The organism is Streptomyces sp. enrichment culture, assembly GCF_964272895.1.
In the GTDB taxonomy this organism is placed as follows: Bacteria; Actinomycetota; Actinomycetes; order Streptomycetales; family Streptomycetaceae; genus Streptomyces.
Window position 1 is genome coordinate 6,964,465 of the sequence record NZ_OZ186832.1, and the last position, 15,766, is coordinate 6,980,230.

The 15,766-nt window shown below is 72.5% G+C and carries 17 protein-coding genes; 6 read left to right on the forward strand and 11 right to left on the reverse strand.

The features are described from left to right. Positions 1–56: 56 nt before the first annotated feature. Together ACSU6M_RS31090 and ACSU6M_RS31095 are read right to left on the reverse strand one after the other, a co-directional pair. Positions 57–1,451: an alpha-lytic protease prodomain-containing protein gene (locus tag ACSU6M_RS31090; RefSeq protein WP_437074226.1), complete on the reverse strand. Its 1,395-nt coding sequence runs from the start codon at positions 1,449–1,451 to the stop codon at positions 57–59. A 92-nt stretch (positions 1,452–1,543) separates the two neighbouring features. Then, positions 1,544–2,506, reverse strand: a complete 963-nt coding sequence (locus tag ACSU6M_RS31095) for a LysR substrate-binding domain-containing protein (RefSeq protein WP_437074228.1) — start codon at positions 2,504–2,506, stop codon at positions 1,544–1,546. 181 nt (positions 2,507–2,687) lie between these two features. Here ACSU6M_RS31095 and ACSU6M_RS31100 point away from each other — a divergent pair, with 181 nt between their 5' ends. Further along, a complete protein-coding gene (locus tag ACSU6M_RS31100) occupies positions 2,688–2,906 on the forward strand; it encodes a hypothetical protein (RefSeq protein WP_437074230.1) in 219 nt (72 codons plus the stop codon). A gap of 26 nt (positions 2,907–2,932) precedes the next feature. On the opposite strand, the gene ACSU6M_RS31105 is transcribed toward ACSU6M_RS31100, so the two are convergent. Beyond that, positions 2,933–3,559 carry a TetR/AcrR family transcriptional regulator gene (locus ACSU6M_RS31105; RefSeq protein ID WP_437074232.1) on the reverse strand — a complete coding sequence of 209 codons (627 nt, stop codon included), beginning with the start codon at positions 3,557–3,559 and terminating at the stop codon, positions 2,933–2,935. Between the two features lie 65 nt (positions 3,560–3,624). Here ACSU6M_RS31105 and ACSU6M_RS31110 point away from each other — a divergent pair, with 65 nt between their 5' ends. Then, complete coding sequence (locus ACSU6M_RS31110; RefSeq protein WP_437074234.1) at positions 3,625–4,473, forward strand: class I SAM-dependent methyltransferase; 849 nt, start codon at positions 3,625–3,627, stop codon at positions 4,471–4,473. 13 nt (positions 4,474–4,486) lie between these two features. On the opposite strand, the gene ACSU6M_RS31115 is transcribed toward ACSU6M_RS31110, so the two are convergent. After that, positions 4,487–4,999, reverse strand: a complete 513-nt coding sequence (locus tag ACSU6M_RS31115) for a GNAT family N-acetyltransferase (protein WP_437074235.1) — start codon at positions 4,997–4,999, stop codon at positions 4,487–4,489. A gap of 157 nt (positions 5,000–5,156) precedes the next feature. Here ACSU6M_RS31115 and ACSU6M_RS31120 point away from each other — a divergent pair, with 157 nt between their 5' ends. The 4 genes from ACSU6M_RS31120 (at position 5,157) to ACSU6M_RS31135 (ending at position 9,068) form a co-directional block, all read left to right on the forward strand. After that, positions 5,157–6,140: a GlxA family transcriptional regulator gene (locus ACSU6M_RS31120; protein ID WP_437074237.1), complete on the forward strand. Its 984-nt coding sequence runs from the start codon at positions 5,157–5,159 to the stop codon at positions 6,138–6,140. A 148-nt stretch (positions 6,141–6,288) separates the two neighbouring features. Further along, positions 6,289–6,891, forward strand: coding sequence for an isochorismatase family protein (locus ACSU6M_RS31125; RefSeq protein WP_437074238.1), 603 nt, complete (start codon positions 6,289–6,291; stop codon positions 6,889–6,891). 131 nt (positions 6,892–7,022) lie between these two features. Further along, positions 7,023–7,565 carry a DM13 domain-containing protein gene (locus ACSU6M_RS31130; RefSeq protein WP_437074240.1) on the forward strand — a complete coding sequence of 181 codons (543 nt, stop codon included), beginning with the start codon at positions 7,023–7,025 and terminating at the stop codon, positions 7,563–7,565. A gap of 213 nt (positions 7,566–7,778) precedes the next feature. After that, positions 7,779–9,068, forward strand: coding sequence for a flavin-containing monooxygenase (locus ACSU6M_RS31135; protein ID WP_437075421.1), 1,290 nt, complete (start codon positions 7,779–7,781; stop codon positions 9,066–9,068). 72 nt (positions 9,069–9,140) lie between these two features. Here the strand turns inward: ACSU6M_RS31135 and ACSU6M_RS31140 are convergent, their stop codons facing one another. From ACSU6M_RS31140 to gap, 7 genes are all read right to left on the reverse strand, one after another. Beyond that, complete coding sequence (locus ACSU6M_RS31140) at positions 9,141–10,271, reverse strand: tryptophan dimethylallyltransferase family protein (RefSeq protein WP_437074241.1); 1,131 nt, start codon at positions 10,269–10,271, stop codon at positions 9,141–9,143. Positions 10,272–10,558: 287 nt separating this feature from the next. Further along, positions 10,559–11,905 carry a cytochrome P450 gene (locus ACSU6M_RS31145; RefSeq protein ID WP_437074242.1) on the reverse strand — a complete coding sequence of 449 codons (1,347 nt, stop codon included), beginning with the start codon at positions 11,903–11,905 and terminating at the stop codon, positions 10,559–10,561. Positions 11,906–11,915: 10 nt separating this feature from the next. After that, entirely contained in the window at positions 11,916–12,509 is a 594-nt protein-coding gene (locus ACSU6M_RS31150) for a GTP-binding protein (protein WP_437074244.1), read from the reverse strand. Continuing rightward, positions 12,484–12,861, reverse strand: coding sequence for a DUF742 domain-containing protein (locus ACSU6M_RS31155; RefSeq protein WP_437074246.1), 378 nt, complete (start codon positions 12,859–12,861; stop codon positions 12,484–12,486). The genes ACSU6M_RS31150 and ACSU6M_RS31155 overlap by 26 nt, the downstream gene beginning before the upstream one ends. Next, positions 12,858–13,259, reverse strand: a complete 402-nt coding sequence (locus ACSU6M_RS31160) for a roadblock/LC7 domain-containing protein (RefSeq protein WP_437074248.1) — start codon at positions 13,257–13,259, stop codon at positions 12,858–12,860. The genes ACSU6M_RS31155 and ACSU6M_RS31160 overlap by 4 nt, the downstream gene beginning before the upstream one ends. Further along, complete coding sequence (locus tag ACSU6M_RS31165) at positions 13,256–14,428, reverse strand: ATP-binding protein (RefSeq protein WP_437074250.1); 1,173 nt, start codon at positions 14,426–14,428, stop codon at positions 13,256–13,258. The genes ACSU6M_RS31160 and ACSU6M_RS31165 overlap by 4 nt, the downstream gene beginning before the upstream one ends. Positions 14,429–14,715: 287 nt before the next feature. Then, positions 14,716–15,714, reverse strand: a complete 999-nt coding sequence (gene gap / locus ACSU6M_RS31170) for a type I glyceraldehyde-3-phosphate dehydrogenase (RefSeq protein ID WP_437074252.1) — start codon at positions 15,712–15,714, stop codon at positions 14,716–14,718. Positions 15,715–15,766 lie beyond the last annotated feature (52 nt).

Below are 15,766 nucleotides of genomic sequence, written 5' to 3' on the forward strand. Positions count from 1 at the left end.
CGCCGCAGGGGCGGCTCGGCACCACGAGGGCCGAGCCGCCCCTGTTCACGCCCGTGTCACAGACGCTGCCACAGCGCCGGTACGTTCGGCGGCTCCCAGCCCTGCTGGGCCTGGTGCGTCTGCAGGCAGCGGTAGCCGGCGCCGCCGTACGTCACGGTGGCGCCCGCCTGGTAGACAGTGCCCGCCGCCCAGGTGCCGCCCGGCTCACCGGGGTCGCCCGGATCGCCGGGGCCGCTGCCGGCGGTCTTCAGGGTGAGCCCGTACGCCTGGAGGATCGGGTTGATCGGCTGGAAGAACGTCGTCCCGCCGGACCGGCAGTTGCCCGAGCCGCCCGAGGTGACGCCCTGCGCCTGGCTGCCGGAGATGTACGAGCCGCCCGAGTCGCCCGGCTCGGCGCACACGGACGTCCGGGTGACCCCGCTGATCGTGCCCTCGGGGTAGGTCACGCTGGTGTTGTGCTGCTGGATGGTCCCGCAGTGCCAGCCCGTGGTGGAGCCGGAGCGGCAGACGGAGGCCCCGACCGCGGCCTGGGTGGACCCGGCGACCTGCACGGAGGAGCCGTTGACGTTCGGCGTCGCCGTCCAGTTGCTGTTGGTGGCCACCCACGCCATGTCGTTGCCCGGGAAGACCGACGCCTGGAAGGTGCCCTGCGCCACCCGGTTGGAGCCGGTGGTGCTGCTGCCCGCGCGGCCGCAGTGACCGGCCGTCGCGAAGCCCTGCTGGGTGCCGCGGGTCACCGGGAAGCCGATCGAGCAGCGCCCGCTGTTGTTGATGTAGTACGCGTCACCGCCCCGCAGGTCGTACAGCGGACGGGGCCGCTCGGCCGACACCTCCACGCGGGCCTCCACGCCGGCCGCCGCCAGCAGGGAACGCGCGGCCCCGGCCCGGACCGCCTGCACCACAAGGGAGTTGGTGCGGACGTCGACGTACCAGACCGGGGTGTCGGCGGTGCCGACGCGGGCGGCGGCACGGTCCAGGCGCGCCTTGGCCGCGTCCAGGTCGGCGAGGGAGTGGCGCACGACGACCGCGTGCGCCCCGCGTGCCTCTATGGCGGCCACGTCGGCGGGGTCGGTCGTCGCCACGGTCAGCGTCGCCGACTCGGGGCCGCGCACCCAGGCGCCGGCGAAGTCCGCGCCGAGCGCGGCCCGCAGCCGGCCCGCCGCGGCCCCCGCCTCGGCCTCGTTCACCAGCCGCCGCTCCGCCTGGTCCCGGTCCAGGCCCAGGTCTCGCTGCATCGCGCGCAGCAGTGCGGGCGGGGCCTCGGCGGTGCGCAGGGAGGCGGCGGCCGAAGGCGCGGCGGCGGGAGCGGCGCCCGCGCTCGCGGTGCCGCTGAGCCCGGCCACGAGCAGCACGGACGCCGCCGCACAGGCCGCCCGTGCCGCTCGTGCCGCTCGGGCGGCTCTCGCGGATTCGGCGGCACCGGCCGGTCGTCGGACATGTCGTCGGAGCATGGGGAGGTCTCCTCGGAATCGGATGGGGTGCCGAAACCGTAGGGACGCGGCGCCGTCCCGGATAAGACCTCAGCCGACCCCCTGCCCCGGTGTTATGGAAACCCCGGCTCCTCCCCGTGGAGCGCGAGCCAGTGCGCGTAACTCCCGCTGCGCGCCGCCGCGCCCGCGTGCGCACCGCGCGCCTCGGCCAGCACCGTCGCGGCCAGATCGGGCCGTTGGGCGGCCGGATGCCAGCCCAGCAGATGCCGCCAGACCAGCGGCGTACCGGCGAGGGGGCGGGTGGTGACACCGGGCGTCGGCGGAAAGGTCGCCCGGCACAGGCCCACCGCACGGCCCACCTGCACCAGATGCACACAGGACGCGGTGTCCGTCTCGTACATACGACGCGGGCTGAACCCGGCGCGGGCGCAGGCCGCGGTGAAGCAGTCGGCGAAGCAGCCGTCGCCGGGGACGCAGGCCCACTCCTCGTCCGCCAGTGCGGCCAGGTCCAACTCGCCGGGATCGCGGGCCAGTCGGTGGCCGTCGGCGAGCATGACGAACACCGGGTCCACGGCGATCTCCTGCCACACCAGCTGCGCGGTGCCCGGTGGGGGAGCGGTACCGCAGGTGCCGGCGAGCGCGAAGTCCAGGCGGCCCTCGGACAGCAGCTCCGCCAGCTCCCGCTCCGACCAGGAGGCGCAGGTGGTCACCGTGGCCTCGGGGGCGGCGTCCACGAGGCGGTCCACCAGCGCGCCGAGCAGGGGTCCGTGCGTGCCGCCGAGCCGCAGCCGCTCCGCCGCCCGTCGGCTCCGGGCGAACCGCGCGGCCTCGCGCTGCAGTTCGCTCACCGCCGGCAGCACGATCCGCGTCCGCTCCAGCACCAGCTCCCCCAGCGCGGTCGCCCGCACCCCGTGGCGCCCGCGCTCGAACAGCGCCCCGCCCAACGCCCGCTCGATCCGCTTGAGCTGCGCACTCAACGCGGGTTGCGCGAGCCCCAGCACCGACGCCGCCCGCGTCAGACTCCCCGCCTCCGCGATCGTCCGGATGGTCCTCAGATGCCGCAACTCCAGCTCCATGGGGGGAGCTTGCGCGGTGGGGGAGGGGAGGGCAAGGGGTTGGTACGGACCAGGGGCGCGCCGCGGGCCTGGATGGGAGGAATCTTCCTACGGGCGAAGTCCGGGAACTTCCGGGGACCTTGGGACGTCCCTCAGGGGGAGAGTGGACAGACGCGGTGCGGGGACGGCGAGGGGAGCCCAGATGCGCGACCAGGGAGCGGACCGGCTGGAGGCCACCATGGCCGACGGGCGGCGGATGACGCTGTCGCTGCCGGCGACGGATGCCCCGTGGGCCGCGGACGGCATACGGGCCCTGCGTGTGGTGCCGCCCACGCACACCGGCCGCGGCGAGGAGCCCCAGCCGCTGCCCGAGCGTCCGGCGCTGCCCCTGGAGGTGGCCATGCTGGGGCTGGGGCTCTAGCACCTGACCGGGGACTGTCCTGTCGGTCAGGGCAGGAGCTGACGTACGAGGGAGTCCGCGGCCCAGTGCTCCCAGCGGGACGGGGTCCAGCCGCGGGCGGTGACGAGCAGGCCGTAGGTCTCGGGGCCGAGGACGGCCAGGGCGATGTCGGCGGCCGAGCGGGCGTCGTGGCCGTCGCGCAGGGCGCCGCCCGTCTTGGTCGTCAGCGCCTCGGTGAAGCGCAGTTGTACGGCGTGCCGCTGCTCCAGGTTGGTCCGCCAGAGCTCGGCCAGTTCGGGCTCGGAGCCCGCGGCCGTGCGGACGACCTCCAGGATCGGTGCCGCACGCCGCAGGATGCGCCGCGCGCCGGCGGCCTGGCGGGCGAGCTGGGCGGCCGGGTCGGGCTCGGCGAGCACCGCGCGTGCCCAGGGGCGGTCCAGGGTGGCGACCGGATCCCCGTCCCCGGCGATCGCGGTGTCCAGCACCTCCTTGAGCACGGCGCGCTTGGTGCCGAACGTGAAGTAGACCGTCTGCACGCCGACGTCGGCGGTGCGCGCGATGTCCTCCACGGTGGTGCCCGCCCACCCCCGCTCCCTGAAGAGGCGCGCCGCCGCCTCCAGCATCCGCTGCCGGGTGCGGCGGGTCTTCTCGGCGCGGGTCAGGGGTGCGGTCACGGGGGCGTCTCCTCGGTGTCCGAAGGGCATTGACTGTAGTGAGACTACAGTGATGTCATCGTAGTGTGACTACAGTGAGAGCGGGTGGCGGGGCAGCCGGCCCGAGCGGGGGATGGCGCGGCGGCGACTACGCCGCGGCCGGGGACGCCTGGGCGCACGCGGCGGACGACGTGACCGCGGTGGCCCTCGCCCGGCTTGCGGGACCGGGACTTGCGACGACCGGTGCGCGCGTGCTGGACGTGGGCACGGGGACCGGCCCCGCGGCGCTCGCCGCGGCCCGCGCGGGCGCGGACGTCGTGGGCCTGGACCGTGAGCCCGCCCTGCTGCGGATCGCGGCCGCACGCGCCCGGCGGGACGGACACGGTTCCGCCGCCCGATTCGTCGCCGGAGACGCGCTGGACCTGCCGTTCCCGGCGGACGCCTTCGACATCGTCCTGTCCACCTTCGGCGTCATGTTCGCGCCCGACGCGCCCCGCGCCGCCGCCGAACTGGTACGGGTCTGCCGTCCCGGCGGTCTGCTGGCCGTCGCCTCCTGGACTCCCGACGGCGTGCTCGGCCGGATCGCCCCGACCGTCCTCCGACACCTGGACCGGCCGCCCGCCGCCGCGCCGCCCACCCGCTGGGGCGTCCCCGCCCACCTGGACGAGTGGTTCGCGCCGCTCCCCCTCGACCTGCGCAGCCAGGTGCGGACCGTCCGCGTCACCTACCCCTCCCTGGCCGACGCCGTCTCCGCCTTCGAGAACAAGCCCGGCCCCCTGCGCACCTACCGCACCGCGCTGCGGGACGCCGGCCGCTGGGACCGGGCGCGCGCCGACCTCACCGACCTGTTCCGCACGCACAACCTCGCCGACGACGGACGCCTCGTCATGGACGTGCCCTACCTGCTGCTGCTCGGACGCCGGAAGGCGGCGTGACGAAGTCCCCGGCTCAGCGCACGAGTTCGGCGGCCAGCAGGTCCATCAGCAGGCCGTCGTGCCAGGTGCCGTCCTCGCCGCGCTCGTACTGCCGCATGACGCCGACGGGCCGGAAGCCGACCTTGGTGTAGCAGCGGATGGCGGGCGCGTTGTCGGCGGCCGGATCGATGATCAGACGGTGGTAGCCGTGGTCGTCCACGAGATGCGCCGCCAGGGTGCGGACGGCGTCGGTGCCCAGGCCCCTGCCGTGGACGGCGGGATCGAGGAAGAGGTCGATGCCGGCGTGCCGGTAGTCCGGCTCCTCCTCGGCGTACCACTGGATCATGCCGACGATCCGATCCCCGGACTCGACCGTCAGACAGTGCGTGTCCGGATCCGCCAGGTCGGCGGCCGTCTCCGCGGCCAGGTCGTCCCCGCCGCGCCAGCGCGCCCGCACCTGCGGTGTGGCCCGGATGGCCGCCAGCGCGGGCACGTCCTCGGCGGTGGAGGGACGCAGGACGACATGAGTGCCGTACAGGACGGTCATGATCCGACCCTACGTGAGCAGCCGGACGGCGTCTCCCGGGTTTCCGGGCCACGGCCTCCTGAGCCCACCGCGATCTCCCTCGCCACCCGGACACGATGGCCGGATGTGACAGAACCCCGTCATTGCGGTCACCCGATCCCCCGACGACGATGGACGCATGTCCACGAACCGCCGCATCGTCATCGCCGTCTTCCCCGATGTCGATCTCCTCGACGTCACCGGCCCGGCCGAGGTGTTCGCGCTGGCCAACCGGGAGAGCGGCGGCCGTGCGGGCTACGAGGTGCGGCTCGCGGCGCCCGAGGCCGGGGCGGTGACCACGTCGGCGGGGGTCCGGCTGCTCGCCGACGTCACCTTCGACGAGGTCGACGGCGTGCTGGACACCCTGCTGGTGCCCGGCGCGGTGGACATGCTGCCCGGCGGACCGGTCGCGCGGATCGACAAGGACGTGGTGGCCTGGGTCGAGCGGGTCGCGCCGCAGGCCCGCCGGGTGGCGTCCGTCTGCGTCGGCGCGCACGTCCTGGCGGCGGCCGGGCTGCTGGCCGGGAAGACCGCGACCACGCACTGGTCGACCGCCGCCCAACTGGCCGCCGAGCACCCGGAGGTGACCGTCGACCCCGACCCCATCTTCGTGCGCTGCGGGTCGGTGTGGACCGGCGCCGGCATCAGCGCCTGCATGGACCTCGCGCTGGCCCTCGTGGCGGAGGACCTCGGCGAGGAGGTCGCGCTGACCGTCGCCCGGCAACTGGTGATGTACCTCAAGCGCCAGGGCGGACAGAGCCAGTTCTCCGTGCCCCTGAGCAGACCGCCGGCCACCCGCCGGGACATCGACGAGCTGAGCCTGCACATCGCCGACCACCTGGACGGCGACCTGTCCACCCCGGCGCTCGCGGCGCGGATGTGCCTGAGCGAACGGCACTTCGCGCGGGTCTTCCGCCAGGAGACCGGCACCACACCGGCCGCCTACGTCGAGGCGGCGCGGGTCGAGGCGGCACGCCGCCTGCTGGAGAGCACCGACCAGCCCCTCGACGAGGTCGCCGCCGCCTGCGGACTCGGCTCGGTCGAGACCCTCCACCGCGCGCTGCGCAGACAGCTCGGCACGACCCCGGCCGCCTACCGCCGCCGCTTCCGCACCACCACCTGACCCACCGAACCTCCCTAGCCGGGGCCCGGCCCCCGCCGCGCCCTTGCCCACATCCCGCGGGCCCGGCCCCGCCGCGCCCTGCCCCGGATCCCACGGGCCCGGCCCCGCCGTGCCCGTTCAACCCACCCTGCACACAAGGAGCTTCATCATGTCCGCTTCCGCGACCCTGCGTGACGTCATCGGCCTCGACAACCGGCTGCCCCGGCTCGCCGACGCCACCCTCGTCCTCATCGACTACCAGAACACCTACCGCACGGGCGTGATGGCGCTGGAGAACGCGGACCGGGCGCTCGCCGCGGGAGCCGGGCTGCTGGCCGCCGCTCGGGCGGCGGGTGCCCGGGTCGTCCATGTCGTCAACGACGGCGGTCCGGGGACGCCGTACGACATCCGTGCCGAGATCGGCGCCATCTGCGCCGAGGTGGCCCCGGTCGACGGCGAGCCGGTGGTCGTCAAGAAGTCCCCGGACGCCTTCCGCGACACCGACCTGGAGAAGACGCTGCGCGAGCTGGGCGCGGGCCAGGACCTGGTGCTGGCCGGGTTCATGACCCACATGTGCGTCACCTTCACGGCCCAGGGCGCGTTTCTCCACGGCTACCGGCCCACCGTGGTCGCCGAGGCATGCGCGACCCGCTCCCTGACCGCGCCCGACGGCACGGTCGTCCCCGCGGCCGCCCTGCACACGGCCGCCCTGACCACCGTGGGCGACCTGTTCGCGACGGTCGCGCCCACCGTGGCCGACCTCGTCGGCTGATTACCGGAGTCTTACGGCGACGGCACGGCGCTTCCGCGCGGGCACGCGGGCGTGTTGGCTGGGCGTACGAGGGGAGCGGCCGACCGCCGGCCGTTCCCGTACCGCTCCGCAGGAGGTCCCAGGTGTCCCGCGTGTCCCGCCGTGTCGTCGTCCCCGCCGCCCTGGTGACGGCCGTCGCCGTCGCCATCGGGCTGTATCTCTTCCAGCCGTGGAAGGCGTTCACCGACACCCGGGTGGACGAGGCCCTGCCCACCGTCGTCGTGGACCAGGGTGACAAGGAGGCGACCGGCACCGCGCGGCCGCCGGCGCGGAAGAAGACCGCGGCCCCCGTGGACCTCGCCCAGGGCACCTTCGTCACCCACGAGCACGACACCAGCGGCACCGCCCGCACCGTCCGACTCGCCGACGGCGGCCAGCTGCTGCGGATCGAGGACCTCGACACCTCCGACGGCCCCGACGTCCGCGTCTACCTCTCCACCCGCGATGCCGACGAGGTGGAATCGGGGCTCGGCGACGGAGCGGTCCAGCTGGGCAAGCTCAAGGGCAACCTCGGCAACCAGAACTACACGGTCCCGGCCGGCACCGACCTGAGCGAGTTCCGCAGCGCGGTGCTGTGGTGCAAGCGCTTCTCCGTCTCCTTCGGAGCCGCCGACCTGACGCCCGTGGCGAGCTGACCCCAACCCCGTGGCGAGCTGACCCCAACCCGGTGGCGAGCTGACCCCAACCCCGTGGCGAGCTGACCCCAACCCCGTGGCGAGCCGCCCCCGCTCCCGAGCCGACCCCGCGCGGACAGCCGGCCGGACTCTGGTGTTCCAGATCACCGTGTGAGTGAGGTGACGGTCGGGAAGGGATGTCCCCTGCTGGCCATGACACTTGTGGGGGAATCGGTGAACGTGTGCGTGATCGGTGCCGGTCTGTCCGGACTGGCCGTCATGCGGTCCCTGCGGGCACGCGGTATCGACTTCGTGTGCCTGGAGAAGGACCCGGACGTGGGCGGTATCTGGCGCCGGCCGCAGGCGGGGGAGCGCGGTCCGGGATATCTGGCCCTGCACCTCAACTCGGCCAAGGAACTGACCGGTTACACCGGGTTCCCCATGCCGGACTCCCTCCCCCTCTACCCCCGGCACAGCGACATGGCCGCGTATCTGCGGTCCTTCGCCGAACGGTCCGGGCTGTACGACCGGATCGAGCTGAGCACCGAGGTGCTGTCGGTGCGCCAGGAGGCCGACGGCCTCTGGAAGGTGGTGAGCCGCGACGCCGACGGGGCCGAGACGGTACGGCGGTTCGCCCATGTCGTCGTCGCCTCGGGCCACAACAGCGAGCCGAACATGCCCGAACCGCCCCCCGGCGCCGACTCGTTCGGCGGCAAGATCCTGCACGCCCTCGACTACCACGACGGCCGGGACTTCGACGGACAGCGCGTGGTCGTCGTAGGACTCGGCGCCTCGGCCGTGGACATCGCGGCCGATCTGTCCCGGCACGCCGCACGGACCGTGCTGTCGGTGCGCCGGGGGCTGCACATCGTGCCCAAGCAACTCTTCGGCCTGACGCTGGACCAGATCGCCAACGCCCCGTGGTGGACGCGGATGACGCTGGCGGAACAGCGCCGGTTCGTGGAGCAGGCGCTGCTGGTCGCGCGGGGCAGGCTGGCCGACTACGGCCTGCCCGAGCCCGACCATCCGGTCTTCGCCTCGGCCGTGACCATCTCCGACGAGATCCTGAGCCGGATACGCCACGGCGCCGTGATCCCCCGGCCCGCGATCGGCAGCCTCTCCGGCAACGAGGTCCGCTTCACCGACGGGAGCCGTGAGGAGGCCGACGCGATCGTCTACTGCACCGGTTACCGCATGGCGTTCCCGTTCCTGCCGGCCGGCTGGCCGACCGGGCCGCATGGCGCGGTCGAACTGTACAAGCGGGTGGTGGCGCCCGAGCTGCCCGGCTTGTACTTCATCGGCCTGGTCCGGCCGGTGGGGACGATCACCCGGCTCGTGGAGGCGCAGAGCGACTGGCTGGCCAGGATCGTCGCCGGTGAGGTGAGCCTTCCGTCCCGGCAGGTCATGCGGGCGGAGATCGACGCCCATCTCGGCGGTGTCGCCGAACGGTACGGGATCAGCGAGGGCTCCTCCCTCCAGGTCGACGTCGTGCCGTATCTGCGGCAGCTCGGCGAGGACGGGTGAGCGCGACGCCCGGCCGTGCGGGGTGCGGGCGACGCTGACCGCACCCGTGGCCCAGGGCCCCGCAAGGCCGGATCAGTACACCGGCACGGCCCCTCGGACCGGCACCCGCACCGGCGGCCGTACCGCGTACGCCTCGGAGGAGATGTAGACCGTCACCCGAGGCGGGCAGCCCTGCTGGTGGACGAGTGCCAGATACGCGATGAGTCCCACGCCCTCCTCCGGCAGCCGTGCGGTGACCGCGGACAGCGACCCGAGGAGCGCCGCGGGGTCCACGCCGATCCGGTAGAGCGCGGTCGCGGCCCGTTCCAGGGACTCGCCGTCGTGCCGGGCGTAGTCCCGGACCGGGATGTGCAGGGTGAAGCCGCTGGGCAGACCGGCCGTGGACTCGGTGAAGGCGTGGCAGGTGAGCACGGGGCGGCCGGTGAGCGGGACGGCGTCGTCCGTCCCTGTGCCGTCGAGCCCGGCCGCCGTGCGGAAGAACTCCGTGACCGTCTCGGGTTCGGGTCCGGCCGGCATCCGGGACAGGCCGGGCGCCTCGGCCGCGGAGAGTCCGTCGTGCCGCAGATAGACCTTCACCCGAGGTGTCTCCCAGTCGCCGAGGTCCAGCGCGAGGAAGGGAAAGCCGTCCGCGGGCGGCAGGGCCGCGAACGCCTCGCCGTGGCCGAGCCGGCGCATCGCCTCCCGCACGGTCGCGTGGGAGCGCTCGGCCCCGGACGCCGCCGGGTTCAGATAGACCTTCACCTTGGGCACTCCGCCGGGGCAGAGCTCCAGCGCGCACCACAGCGCCAGCGGACCCTCGGGGTCCTCGGGGAAGAACAGGTCCTCCAGCTCGTCGAGCCGGTCGGTGGCGAAGCGCCAGGTCCGGGCCATGTCACGGACGGCCCGCAGGCCCGCGCGGCCGTTCTCGGCCAGCGTGTCCGCGGCCCAGCCCGGCTCCAGCAGCACCCGCAGCATCGGTGCGGCACCCGTGTGGAAGGCGAAGGAGTACTCGACCGGGGTGTGGTCGTCGGAGAGGAACGTGCGGCAGGGCGGCGGCTCGTGGAGCGGCCGGGAGGCCATCGGGCCCAGGGTGTGGAGCAGGACGTCCGCGTAGGTCGCGGAGTCCTCGGGGGGCAGTCCGGCGACGTCGCACAGCCGCACGAGCTGGCGGGCGGTGAAGCAGCCGAGCGCCGGCACTGCCAGGGAGGTGCGGCCCTTCCTCATCGGCACCCCCGGCGGTCGCCGTGGTGCGCGGCGGGGCGGGCGGGGGCCGGGCGCGCAAGAAGATACCCGCCGATGCGGGCGGGTATCTTCCCCTGCTGTCTGTGAAGTTGACTTCTCGCGCTACGGCAGTCCGTACGCCGCCGCGGTCTGCGGGGGCGAAGTCGCGCTGATCCGACAGATATGCGAGACACGAACCGTCCTTCGACCGGGAATCGATACGGAAGCGATCGTTACCCTTCCGATTCGTGCTTCATGCGGTCGTGTGGGACTGGTGAGTGTCGTGTGAATCACTCCGCCAGCCAGTTGAGGAACTTGCTCCACAGTCCTGTGCGGCGCGGGGCCGGGTCGCCGGCCTTGGGCTGAGCGGTCTCGTCCGCCGTCGCCCGGACGGTGGCGGACCCGCGCACCGGCTCCACGGGGGTGAAGCGGGCCGGCAGGGTGACCAGCGCCCGGTTGAAGGGGCCCGGACGCCACGTCAGGCTGTCCTCGGGCACGGCGAGTTCGACGTCGGGCAGCCGGTTGAGCAGATGCTCGACCGCCATGACGGTGACGTGCCGGGCGGTCTCCTTGGAGGGGCACGCGTGCGGTCCCGCGCTCCAGGCGAGGTGGGCGCGGTTGCTCCCGGCCTGGCGCGCGGACGTCAGGGCGGGGCCGGTGTTGGCGGCCGCGAAGCTCACCAGGACCAGATCGCCCGCCGCCAGCTTCTGACCGGCGAACTCCATGTCGGAGGCGGGGTAGTGGGCCGCGTAGTTGGAGATCGGCGGGTTCTCCCACAGCGTGTCGTCGACGGCCTCCTCGATCAGCCCGCCCCCGTGGGCGTACCGGTCGTGGGTGAGCAGCCGGTGCAAGGTGTTGCCGAGCAGGTTGCGCAGCGGTTCGGCGCCCGCGCCCAGCAGCAGGGCGAGCTGGTGGACCATCTCCTCGTCCGTGAGCCGTGCCTCGTGCCGCATCAGCCATGAGGTGATGTCGTCGCCGGGCCGCGACCGCTTGAGCGCGATGAGATCGCTCACCGCCTGGAGCAGGACCGCGGTCGCCTTCTCCGCGTTGACGCCGTCGAACATGCCGGAGATACCGAACAGGACCCGGTCGCCGACGTCGGCCGGGCAGCCGAAGAGGTCGTTGAAGACGAACAGGGGCAGCTGCTTGGCGTAGTCGCTCAGCAGATCGGCCGAACCGCGGCCGCTGAACTGGGCGATGAGGTAGGCGGCCGCCCGCTCCGTGGTGCGGGTCAGCCGGCGCGCGTCCACGCGGGCCAGGCTGTCGGTGACCGCCTGACGCAGCCTCAGATGCTCGGCGCCGTCGCTGAACAGGCAGTTGGGGCGGTAGGCGAGCAGCGGGCCGACCGGGCTGTCGGCGGGGATCTTGCCGTCGGCGAGGTCCCGCCAGCGCCGCGAGTCCTTGCGGAACGACCCCGAGTCCTGGAGGAGCTGGAGTGCGGCGGTGTAGTCGGTGACCAGGGTCGCCTCCACCCCCGGCGCGAGCTCCACGGGCGCGGCGGGCCCGTAGTGACGCAGATACGCGTAGTACGACTGCGGATCGGCCGCGAACTCCGGCCCGTACAGGGGCACTCGGCCGCCGGAGCCGTGCGCCGGGCAGCCGGGCGGGGGTGCGGGGGCGGGGGAACGGTCGTCCATGTCCTGGCTCCTAGGAGGCGCGGTCCAGCAGATAGCGGACCAGGGTGATCAGTGCTTGGGCCGACGACTTCTCGTCGCGCGCGTCGCAGGTGACGACGGGGGTGTCGTCGAGCAGGTCCAGTGCTTCGCGCAGGGCGCGCTCCTCACGCAGGGGCGATTGGTCGAAGTGGTTGACGGCGATGGCGTATTCGAGGCCGTAGCTCTCGATCAGGTCGATCACCGGGAAGGAGTCCGCAAGCCGCTCGGGATCGACCAGCACCAGCGCCCCGAGGGCGCCGCGGGCCATGTCCTCCCACATCTGCACGAAGCGCTGCTGACCGGGCGTGCCGAACAGGTACAGCACGACCCGGTCGCTGATGGTGAGGCGCCCGAAGTCCATGGCGACCGTGGTGGTGGTCTTGCCGGAGACCCCCTTGAGGTCGTCGACGGCCTCGGCGGCCCGGGTCATCGTCTCCTCGGTGGTGAGCGGGACGATCTCCGAGATGGATCCGATGAACGTGGTCTTGCCCACCGCGAAATGCCCGACGACGAGGATCTTCACCGCCGTCTGATGCTCGCCGCCGCGGACGTAGGCCCGCTCATCCAAACTTTGCCCTGAGACCATGCAGCACCTCCTCCAGGATCTCCACGTCGGCCAGGGGCGCGCGCTCCACGGGCGGGCGGGTGATGAGATAGCCGCCTTCGACGAGCGCGGACAGCACGATCTTCACGACCCCCAGCGGGAGCCGGGTGTGCCCCGCGATCTCGGCGACCGAGAGATAGCCGGCGGAGCAGATGTCCAGCAGGTGCTGTTCCTCGGGGGAGAGCCGGGTCGGCCGCTGCTGGTGGTCCTCGGCCGCCGTGACCAGGGTGATCAGCGACAGCTGGGCCTCGTCCGGTAAACCCCGGCCACGGGTGATCACATACGGCCGTACGAGCTCGGCGGACTCCTGCTCCCACTCGTCGGCGCCGGTCATGACGAGGCGCCGAGGTTCTCGCGGGGCGGCGTCATCAGCGCCTTGCCCAACTGGCCCACCAGCTGCTGCATCCGGAAGGTGATGTCGGCCATGTCGACGTCAGGGGTGGCCGAGACACCCAGGTAGGCGCCCTGTCCGGCGGATATCAGGAACACCCAGCCGCCGTCGAACTCCACCAGCGTCTGCCGCCACTGCTGGTTGTCGCCCTCGCAGAAGAAACCCAGCGACCGGCTGAGCGACTGCACACCGCTCATCGCGGCGGCCACCCGGTCCGCGTTGTCCTTGTCGAAGTCCTTCGTACGGGCCATCAACAGACCGTCGGCGGATATCAGGACCGCGTGCAGGGCCCCGGGAATCTCCAGGGCGCTGTCGAGCATCCATGCCAGATCGTCGTTCACGAGACCTCATGTCCTTCAGTGCCTGCACCAGCTGTGCCGTTCGACTGTGCCGCGGGGTCCGCCTCCGGGCTCGCGCTGCGACCGGACTGCGTGCCTCGCTGGAACGCACCCATGATCGCCGCCGTCTCGGCGCTGGACCGAGCCGGGGCGGGGGAAGCGGGCGTGCTGCCCGGGACGATGGCCATCGGCCGCTTGCGGCGCCGCTTGGGCAGCCCGTCGGCCGTCGAGGCGACGGTCTGCGCGGGCTCGGGGCCACTGCGCGGCAGCCCGGAGGCGGCGGTGGCGCCCGGCGCCGGGGTGCGCTTCTCCGGCATGCTGGTGAGCAGATCGTGGGGGAGGAGGAGGACGGCGCGCACACCGCCGTAGGGCGAGCTGGAGTCCACCGAGACCTCGAAGCCGAAGCGTTCGGCGAGGACACCGACCACCGCGAAGCCGAACTGCGGCGGATTGCCGAGTCCGGAGACACCCGAGACGCGCTCGGTCGACAGGAGCCTGGTGGCGCGGGCACGCTCCTCGTCGTTCATGCCGACACCGGCGTCGTCCACGACGATGCAGATGCCCTTGGGCACGGTACGGATATTGATCTCGACGACGGTGTCCGGGCTGGAATAGCTGGTGGCGTTGTCGAGGAGTTCCGCGAGGGCCAGGGCGACCGGTTCCACGGCGCGGCTGGTGATGGCGAAGTCCACCTGCGACAGGATTTCCACCCGCCGGTAGTGGCGGATCCTGCCCTGGGCGCTGCGCACCACGTCGTAAACCGACGCGACTTCGCGCTGCCGGCCCAGCCATCCGTCGCACAGCACCGCAATGGACTGGGCGCGGCGGCCGAACTGTGAATTCGTGTGGTCGATTTCCAGGAGGTCGTGCAGAATCGTCGACTCGCCGTACTTCTTCTGCAGTCCGGAGATGACGAGTTGCTGTTCCGCGGCGAGACCCTGAAGCGTTCGCATCGCGGACTTCAGAACCGTCCGCGTGGCTTCCTCGGCCTCTTCCTGAGCTGCTTGGACGGATTTCGCGTAGTCGCTCTCCAGCTCCGCATAATGAGCCCTGAGCCCGTCGACGTCCTGCCGCAGTGATGTGGCCGCTCTGCGCTGACGAACAAAGGCGGCGACCGCGACGGAGGTGGTGACGAGGAGAGCCCACACCAGTGGGTTCTGTATGTACGTCATAAGACTCTCTTCAGGCGACTGACGGTCAGATGGTTGAATCTCCGTCAATGCGGGGGTGAACCAGCGGTGCGCCTTTAGACCGCACTCCGCAAGTGCGCGGTGATCCTATCACCATGAGAACTTATGACGATCCGTCAAGATGCTGTGCCTGTTGGGTGATTGACGTGCAAGCGGGGAAAGTCGCGCTTCTGCGACCCTCGGGGATGATTCCGGACGATCTCATCGGAAAAGCCGAACTCCCCGCCGGGGCAGGCCCGGACGGGGAGTCGGTGGTGCGGCGGCCGGCGTCAGCGGCCGGCGAGCAGCTCCAGGGTGTCGATGACGCGGTTGGAGAAGCCCCACTCGTTGTCGTACCAGGCGACCACCTTGACATGGCGCCCGTCGACCCGGGTGAGCTCGGAGTCGAAGATCGAGGAGGCAGGGTTGCCGGTGATGTCGGACGACACCAGCGGGTCCTCGGAGTACTCGAGGATCCCGGCCAACTTGCCCTGCGCGGCCTCCCGGTAAGCCTCCAGCACCTCCTCGCGCGTCACGTCACGGGAGACGGTCGTGTTCAGCTCGACGATCGAGCCGACCGGCACCGGCACCCGGATGGAGTCGCCGGACAGCTTGCCGTCCAGGCCGGGCAGCACCAGGCCGATCGCCTTGGCCGCACCCGTCGTCGTCGGCACGATGTTGACCCCCGCGGCGCGGGCCCGGCGCGGATCGCGGTGCGGGCCGTCCTGGAGGTTCTGCTCCTGGGTGTAGGCGTGCACCGTCGTCATGAACCCGTGCTCGATACCGGCCAGTTCGTCCAGTACGGCGGCCAGCGGCGCCAGGGCGTTGGTGGTGCACGAGGCGTTCGAGACGATGGTGTGCAGCTCCGCGTCATAGGCGTCGGTGTTCACGCCGTACGCCAGCGTCACGTCGGCGCCGTCCGACGGGGCGCCGACCAGCACCTTCTTCGCACCCGCGTCCAGATGGGCGCGCGCCGCCTTGGCGGAGGTGAAGCGGCCGGTCGCCTCCAGGACCAGATCGACGCCGAGCTCGGCCCACGGCAGGTTCGCCGGGTCGCGCTCGGCCAGCACCTTGATGCGCCGGCCGTCCACGACGAGCGTGTCCCCCTCGACGCTCACCGGGCGGCCCAGGCGGCCGGCCGTGCTGTCGAAGGCGAGCAGCCGGGCCAGCGCGGTGGGCTCGGTGAGGTCGTTGACGGCGACGATCTCCAGGGCGCTGTCGCGCTCCAGCAGCGCGCGCAGCACGTTGCGTCCGATGCGGCCGAATCCGTTGATGGCGATGCGGGTCATGAGTGGTGTCCCTTCGTCCCTCTGAACACCCCCAGCCTCCCGCCCGCCGCCC

What these genes read in the sequence shown, in the direction of transcription:
- ACSU6M_RS31140 (WP_437074241.1), bottom strand. Translation starts at nt 10,271, where the DNA reads ATGAGGAAGGGCCGCACCTCCCTGGCAGTGCCGGCGCTCGGCTGCTTC.
- ACSU6M_RS31150 (WP_437074244.1), bottom strand. Translation starts at nt 12,509, where the DNA reads ATGGTCTCAGGGCAAAGTTTGGATGAGCGGGCCTACGTCCGCGGCGGC.
- ACSU6M_RS31100 (WP_437074230.1), top strand. Translation starts at nt 2,688, where the DNA reads ATGCGCGACCAGGGAGCGGACCGGCTGGAGGCCACCATGGCCGACGGG.
- ACSU6M_RS31165 (WP_437074250.1), bottom strand. Translation starts at nt 14,428, where the DNA reads ATGACGTACATACAGAACCCACTGGTGTGGGCTCTCCTCGTCACCACC.
- ACSU6M_RS31145 (WP_437074242.1), bottom strand. Translation starts at nt 11,905, where the DNA reads ATGGACGACCGTTCCCCCGCCCCCGCACCCCCGCCCGGCTGCCCGGCG.
- ACSU6M_RS31155 (WP_437074246.1), bottom strand. Translation starts at nt 12,861, where the DNA reads ATGACCGGCGCCGACGAGTGGGAGCAGGAGTCCGCCGAGCTCGTACGG.
- gap (WP_437074252.1), bottom strand. Translation starts at nt 15,714, where the DNA reads ATGACCCGCATCGCCATCAACGGATTCGGCCGCATCGGACGCAACGTG.
- ACSU6M_RS31120 (WP_437074237.1), top strand. Translation starts at nt 5,157, where the DNA reads ATGTCCACGAACCGCCGCATCGTCATCGCCGTCTTCCCCGATGTCGAT.
- ACSU6M_RS31090 (WP_437074226.1), bottom strand. Translation starts at nt 1,451, where the DNA reads ATGCTCCGACGACATGTCCGACGACCGGCCGGTGCCGCCGAATCCGCG.
- ACSU6M_RS31095 (WP_437074228.1), bottom strand. Translation starts at nt 2,506, where the DNA reads ATGGAGCTGGAGTTGCGGCATCTGAGGACCATCCGGACGATCGCGGAG.
- ACSU6M_RS31125 (WP_437074238.1), top strand. Translation starts at nt 6,289, where the DNA reads ATGTCCGCTTCCGCGACCCTGCGTGACGTCATCGGCCTCGACAACCGG.
- ACSU6M_RS31115 (WP_437074235.1), bottom strand. Translation starts at nt 4,999, where the DNA reads ATGACCGTCCTGTACGGCACTCATGTCGTCCTGCGTCCCTCCACCGCC.